Genomic DNA, 4,154 nt, shown 5'->3' with positions numbered 1-4,154 from the left:
CGAGGGGATTCGGGCGTGGATGGCGCCGCAGGACCAGCCCCATGAGCGCTTTGAGTTCCCTGAAGAAGTCCTCCCCCGCGGCAATGCGCTCTAAACCCACTGAGCTCGCTCGACTTTAGCTGCGGTAGATCCCTAGAGATCTGCTCTGTGAGGATGAGCGCTTGCCCAAGGGATCCCCTGCCGCGGATCCCAGTGGACAGGGAGCCCAACGGCAGGCGCTCGCGTTAACTAAACTTTTTTTGGTGTCTCTTGTTCCTGACTATCATTGGAGGTTGGTCTCTGTGACCTCGACAACATTTGGTTCTGCAGTGGTGCAAGATCGCACCCAAGGCGGATTTGCCTGGTGGGCTGGGAATGCCCGCTTGATTAATCTCTCCGGTCGGCTTTTGGGCGCCCATGTGGCTCACGCTGGCCTGATCGTCTTCTGGGCGGGAGCGATGCTGCTGTTTGAGGTGGCTCACTTCACGCCGGATCGGCCTATGTATGAGCAGGGCCTGATCCTGATGCCCCACGTGGCCACTCTGGGCTGGGGGGTTGGCCCGGGGGGCGAGGTGATTGACACCTACCCCTACTTTGTCATCGGGGTGCTGCACCTGATCTCCAGCGCCGTGCTGGGGTTGGGGGGCATTTATCACGCCATTCGCGGCCCAGAAACTCTGGAGCAGTCTTTCCCCTTCTTCGGCTACGACTGGAAGGACAAGAACAAGATGACCACCATCCTGGGGATCCACCTGATCCTGTTGGGGTTGGGGGCTTTCTTGTTGGTGGCCAAGGCCATGTGGTTTGGCGGTGTCTATGACACCTGGGCTCCAGGGGGTGGCGATGTGCGGGTAATTACCAACCCCACCTTGAACCCCGCTGTGATCTTCGGCTACCTGTTTAAATCTCCCTTTGGTGGGGAAGGCTGGATCATCAGCGTTGACAACATGGAGGATGTGATCGGTGGCCACATTTACATCGGCATTATCTGCATTGCCGGTGGGATCTGGCACATCCTCACCAAGCCCTTCGGTTGGGCCCGCCGCGCCTTCATCTGGTCTGGGGAGGCCTATCTCTCCTACAGCTTGGCGGCGGTTTCCCTGATGAGCTTCATTGCCACCTGCTACATCTGGTTCAACAACACCGTCTACCCCAGCGAGTTCTACGGCCCCACTGGCCCAGAAGCCTCGCAAGCGCAAGCCCTCACCTTCATCGTGCGCGACCAGCGCTTGGGGGCCAACATTGGCCAAGCCCAAGGTCCCACCGGTCTGGGTAAATACCTGATGCGCTCCCCTACGGGCGAGATCATCTTCGGCGGCGAGACGATGCGCTTCTGGGATGTGCGGGCTCCCTGGAAAGAGCCGCTGCTGGGCCCCAATGGGTTGGATCTGGATAAGCTGAAAAACGACATTCAGCCCTGGCAAGCCCGCCGTGCAGTGGAGTACATGACCCATGCGCCGCTGGGATCCCTGAACTCGGTGGGGGGTGTGGCTACCGAGATCAACACGGTGAACTTCACCAGCCCGCGCACCTGGTTGGCTGCTCACAACTTCATCTTCGGCTTCCTGTTCTTTGTCGGCCACCTGTGGCATGCCGGTCGCGCCCGCGCCGCTGCTGCCGGTTTTGAGAAAGGGATCAGCCGCGAGAACGAGCCGGTTTACCGGATGAAGCCGATCCGATAAGGGCATAAGTCCCTCTGGAATGTACCTTTGGCCCCCCTTGCCGGGGGCCTTTTTTTGGGCATCCCCCCCTCAAGGATTGGCAGAAAGAAAGTTTGGGGTGGAAACTGAAGAGCGCTGAGTCATCAGAGCAGATGCACAAGATCCCTGTTACTGTCATCACCGGATTTCTGGGATCCGGCAAGACCACTTTGATCCGTCACCTTTTGCTCAACAACCAGGGCCGCCGCATTGCCGTGTTGGTTAACGAGTTTGGCGAAGTGGGCATCGACGGCGAGTTGCTGCGGGATTGCCAACTGTGTGAGGGGGAGGGATCCATCCCCATTCTGGAGCTGGCCAACGGCTGTCTCTGCTGCACGGTGCAGGAGGAGTTTTTGCCCACCATGGAAGCTCTGTTGCAGCGGCGGGCGGAGCTAGACTGCATTTTGATTGAAACCTCAGGACTGGCCTTGCCCAAGCCGCTCGTGCAGGCTTTCCGCTGGCCCACCATTCGTACAGGCGCCACGGTGGATGCGGTGATTACGGTGGTGGATGGTCAGGCTCTGGCCTCCGGGCAACTGGTGGGGGATCCGGCGGCCCTGGAGGCGCAGCGGCAGGCTGACGAAAGTTTGGACCATGAGACTCCGCTTGAGGAATTGTTTGAGGATCAGTTGAGCTGTGCCGATTTGGTGGTGCTCACCAAGGTGGATCAGATTACCCAAGAGGAGCAAGCTCGGGTGGAAAGCTGGCTGCGGCACCACTTGCGCCCTGAGGTTCAGATCCTCCCTTGTGAGCGGGGGCAGGTTCCCCCAGAAGTGCTCTTGGGCTTTAATGCAGCGGTGGAAGACCAGCTCGAGCGCCGCCCCAGCCACCACGATCACGGGGAGGAGCATGAGCACGAAGCTTTTGAGTCTTTCTACCTCAGCTTGGAGGGAGGTTATGAGCCGGGATCCCTGGTGGCTCAGCTACGCCAGTTGACCCAAGAGGAATGTCTTTACCGGATAAAAGGGTTTGTGGCCGTCCCCTACAAGCCGATGCGCCTGGTGCTGCAGGGGGTGGGATCTCGATTTGAAACCTACTACGACCGCCCCTGGCGACCCCAGGAGCCGCGCTTGACCCGACTGGTGCTGATTGGGCAAAACCTCAACCGCGAGCGCATTGCCGCCCAGCTCCAGGCCTTGGCCATCAGAGAAACGGTGGCCCCCACCGGCTGATCCCTGTCGGAGGCGAGTGGGATCCCTTGGGTCCTCGGCTCTCATCCCCCCGTCCCAGAGGGAAAGGAAGTAGCGTCCAGTTCTACTGTTACTCAAAGGTGGTCTAGAGGTAGGTATCCAAAAGAGAGGCCACGGTGGGGAAGTGGCAGCGCAAACCCAGGGTTTCTGGGGAAATGGCCGGGTAAACAAAATGGCGCTGGCGCAGACAGAACTCATCCCAGGCTGAAAGCCGCACCCGAAATAGAAAGGCCAAGCCGCGAACGAGAGCCGGGGGCAGAGGCACTCGGAAATAGATCCGTTTTTTGAAATAAGCACACATCTGTTCCACACATTCATCCCAGGAGAGGGGGGGATTGCCCAACACCCAATCGCCGCCACCAGGCAGATGGGCCACCCAATAGGCCACCATCTCGGCCACATCGGCAGCGTGGATAAAGTGGAAGCTGGCATCCACCCGCAAAAAGCGGATTAGATCCAGCCAGCGGAGAACGTCCTTGAGGCCGGCAGTGATGTGGGAGTAGGGGTGGTGGGGGCTGCCGCCAAAGAGCAGGGTGGGATAAAGGGTGAGCAGGCGCTCCGGCCAGAAGCCGCTTTCCTGCCGCCGCAGCAGCATCTCGTACTTGCTGCGGATGTAGTCGGTGCCGGCCCGTCCGGCAATGGCCAAAGGCTCCAGGGCCTGGTTCAAAAGGCTGGCTGTGGAAAAGTAGATCACCTGCTGACAGCGCTCCGGATCCAACAACTGAAAGAGCTCCAGGGTGTGGGTAACATTCACGGCCCAAGCCAGGGCGGGATCCCCCCAAGCCGCTGCCATGTGGATCAGCCCATCCATCTGGCGCAGCAGAGCGGCGTGTTCCCGGATGCGCAGGAGATCGCCGGGTACTAGGGTGATAGGGGCGGGCAGCCGTTCTAGGGGCAGCCGCAGGCGGCTGGTCTCGCGGATGAGAACGTACAGGTGGTAGGCGGGCCGCTCCGGAAACTCGGGATCCCTTTGCTGGGCCAGGCGCTCCAACACATAGTGCCCCAGGCAGCCGCTAGCGCCGGTAAGAAACAGGTTTCGCAAGAGGTCTTCCCAACGGGACTCGATGAAAAAAGCTTCTGACTAGTGTACCGCTTCAGCTTCTGTCTGCCGGACTGCCTGAGCCCTCAATTCCCCTGCAAGAGAGCCGCTCGACTTAGCAAACCCCACACTGGAAATCTGGCCGCAAGGATGTCAGCTAGAAATCGCAGGAGCCCCGCACTGTACCCGTAGGGTCAGTGCCGGGAGGAATGCGCTTTGATGAAGTACAATGAACTTATGAGCCAA

At 59.8% G+C, this 4,154-nt stretch carries 3 protein-coding genes and 1 pseudogene; 3 read left to right on the top strand and 1 reads right to left on the bottom strand.

The window, feature by feature from the left end; translation table 11 throughout:
• The 3 genes and pseudogenes from ACVWXF_RS14125 to cobW all read left to right on the top strand — a co-directional run.
• Positions 1-94 (top strand): annotated as a pseudogene (locus ACVWXF_RS14125) (photosystem II protein D2); the annotation flags it as partial.
• A 187-nt stretch (positions 95-281) separates the two neighbouring features.
• Positions 282-1,661 (top strand): photosystem II reaction center protein CP43, encoded by a 1,380-nt coding sequence (gene psbC / locus ACVWXF_RS14120; RefSeq protein ID WP_369791763.1) that lies wholly within the window; start codon positions 282-284, stop codon positions 1,659-1,661.
• 131 nt (positions 1,662-1,792) lie between these two features.
• On the top strand, positions 1,793-2,851 hold the full coding sequence (gene cobW / locus ACVWXF_RS14115; RefSeq protein ID WP_457474709.1) for a cobalamin biosynthesis protein CobW: 1,059 nt from the start codon (positions 1,793-1,795) through the stop codon (positions 2,849-2,851).
• A 103-nt stretch (positions 2,852-2,954) separates the two neighbouring features.
• Here cobW and ACVWXF_RS14110 read toward each other — a convergent pair whose 3' ends face one another.
• Positions 2,955-3,911 (bottom strand): NAD-dependent epimerase/dehydratase family protein, encoded by a 957-nt coding sequence (locus ACVWXF_RS14110; RefSeq protein WP_414383047.1) that lies wholly within the window; start codon positions 3,909-3,911, stop codon positions 2,955-2,957.
• Positions 3,912-4,154: the final 243 nt, after the last annotated feature.

This window comes from Thermostichus sp. MS-CIW-40, assembly GCF_054058315.1.
Note: the sequence above shows the minus strand (reverse complement) of the source record. Positions and strands in the feature narration are given on the sequence as shown.

Bases quoted from the DNA above. Each gene is read 5' to 3' on its own strand.
- cobW (WP_457474709.1), top strand. From the start codon at position 1,793: ATGCACAAGATCCCTGTTACTGTCATCACCGGATTTCTGGGATCCGGC.